The sequence below is a fragment of the Mycobacterium sp. genome (assembly GCF_036488105.1).
Classification (GTDB): domain Bacteria; phylum Actinomycetota; class Actinomycetes; order Mycobacteriales; family Mycobacteriaceae; genus Mycobacterium.
In genome coordinates, this window is record NZ_DASXHW010000012.1 from 1 (window position 1) to 2427 (window position 2427).

A 2427-nucleotide genomic window follows, 5' to 3' on the forward strand; every position below is an offset into this window, starting at 1 on the left:
GTCATGGGTCCGCGCGAAGCCCAGCTGCACCTGGTGGACGAAGTCCAGAAGGTGTACCGGGCGCAGGGTGTGTCCATCCACGACAAGCACATCGAGGTGATCATCCGGCAGATGCTGCGCCGGGTGACCATCATCGACTCGGGCTCGACGGAGTTCCTGCCCGGCTCGCTGATCGACCGTGCCGAGTTCGAGGCGTCCAACCGCCGGGTGGTGGCCGAAGGCGGCGAGCCCGCTGCCGGTCGTCCGGTGCTGATGGGTATCACGAAGGCGTCGCTGGCCACCGACTCGTGGCTGAGTGCGGCGTCGTTCCAGGAGACCACGCGAGTGCTGACCGATGCGGCGATCAATTGCCGCAGCGACAAGCTCAACGGTCTGAAGGAGAACGTGATCATCGGAAAGCTGATCCCGGCCGGTACCGGTATCAACCGGTACCGCAACATCCAGGTGCAGCCGACCGAGGAAGCCCGTGCTGCGGCGTACACGATCCCGTCCTACGAGGATCAGTACTACAGCCCGGACTTCGGTCAGGCCACCGGAGCCGCGGTTCCGCTGGACGACTACGGCTACTCCGACTACCGGTAAGTCAACAATCGAAAAAGCCCCGGGTGTGCCCCGGGGCTTTTTCGTATCCGTGTCCGGCTCCCTCACTAGACTGGCGACGTGCTTATCGGTTCACATGTCAGCCCCCAGGATCCGCTGGCCGCGGCCGCGGCCGAGAATGCCGATGTCGTGCAGATCTTTCTCGGCAACCCGCAGAGCTGGAAGGCGCCCAAACCGCGTGACGACGCCGCGGAACTCAAGGCCGCGGCCCTGCCGATCTACGTCCACGCGCCCTACCTGATCAACGTCGCCTCGGCGAACAACCGGGTGCGGATCCCGTCGCGCAAGATCCTGCAGGACACCTGCGATGCGGCGGCTCAGATCGGCGCCGCCGCAGTCATCGTGCACGGCGGCCACGTCTCCGACGACACCGACCTCGTCGAGGGGTTCCAGCGTTGGGGTAAGGCGCTCGACCAGCTGGAAACCAAGGTCCCGGTGTACCTCGAGAACACCGCCGGCGGAGATCACGCGATGGCCCGCCACTTCGAGACCATCGCGCGGCTCTGGGATGTCATCGGCGACAAGGGAATCGGCTTCTGCCTCGACACCTGCCACGCCTGGGCGGCGGGGGAGGCGCTGGTCGACTCCGTCGACCGGATCAAGGGCATCACCGGTCGCATCGACTTGATGCACTGCAACGACTCCAAGGATTCGGCAGGTTCGGGCCGCGACCGGCACGCGAACTTCGGCACCGGGCAGATCGATCCCGAATTGCTGGTCGCGGTGGTGAAGGCCGCGGATGCACCGGTGATCTGCGAGACCGCCGACGAGGGGCGCAAAGACGACATCGCATTCCTGCGGGAGAAGACGAGCGCCTGAGATGCTTCGTCGGGTCGCGACGCTGCTGGGCGTCGTGCTGGTTGTCGCGAGCTGCGCCGTCCTGCACCCAACGCCACCGTCGGGCTTCATCGAGGGCACCAGCATCCACACCATCAGCCTCGGCGGACGGGATCGGGTGTATCGGCTGCACAAGCCTTCGGGGCTGTCCGCGCCGGCGGGCCTGGTCGTCGTGCTGCACGGTGGTTTCGGCAGCGCCGACCAGGCCGAAAGATCTTACGGCTGGGATCAATTGGCCGATTCGTCGAAGTTCGTCGTTGCCTATCCCGACGGCATCAAGCGGGCCTGGAACGTCGACGGCGGAGGCTGCTGCGGCAAGCCCGCCCGGCAGAATATCGACGACGTTGCGTTTGTCACCGCGGCCGTCGCCGACGTCAGAAAGAATGTCAGCATCGACGCCTCTCGCGTGTATGCCACGGGCATGAGTAACGGCGCCATGATGTCGTACACGCTGGCCTGCAACACCACACTGTTCGCCGCGATCGGCCCGGTGGCCGGCACACAGCTGGACCCGTGCCGGTCGCCACACCCGTTGTCGGTCATGGCGCTGTGGGAGTTCTTCGCCGGCCATTCCCGCTGAGCATTACACGTCTTGTGCGGTTGTAGAAAAAATGTAACATTAGTGGCATGCCAGACACTCATGGCGTCATCAACCAGGTCCCGCTGCTGGAGGAGCACAACCCGGCATCGTCGCCGGTTCTCATCGAGGCGCTGATCCGCGAAGGAGGGCAGTGGGGCCTGGACGAGGTGACCGCGGTCGGCGCCATTTCCGGTTCCCGGCAGGCCCAACGCTGGGGCGAGTTGGCCCAGCGCAACCGGCCCATCCTGCGCACCCACGACCGCTACGGTCACCGCATCGACGAGGTCGAATACGACCCGGCCTACCACGAGCTGATGCGGGTCGCGCTCGAGCATGGACTGCACGCCGCGCCGTGGGCCGACGACCGGCCGGGCGCGCACGTGGTGCGCGCCGCCAAGACCAGCGTCTGG

At 66.0% G+C, this 2427-nt stretch carries 1 protein-coding gene and 3 pseudogenes; all 4 read left to right on the plus strand.

Going from position 1 to position 2427, the window contains the following annotated elements; genetic code table 11:
• A pseudogene (locus tag VGH54_RS00625) lies at positions 1 to 582 on the plus strand (DNA-directed RNA polymerase subunit beta'); the annotation flags it as partial.
• 78 nt (positions 583 to 660) lie between these two features.
• Positions 661 to 1419, plus strand: a complete 759-nt coding sequence (locus VGH54_RS00630; protein WP_331510009.1) for a deoxyribonuclease IV — start codon at positions 661 to 663, stop codon at positions 1417 to 1419.
• Between the two features lies 1 nt (position 1420).
• A pseudogene (locus VGH54_RS00635) lies at positions 1421 to 1981 on the plus strand (alpha/beta hydrolase family esterase); the annotation flags it as partial.
• Between the two features lie 83 nt (positions 1982 to 2064).
• A pseudogene (locus VGH54_RS00640) lies at positions 2065 to 2427 on the plus strand (DNA alkylation response protein); the annotation flags it as partial.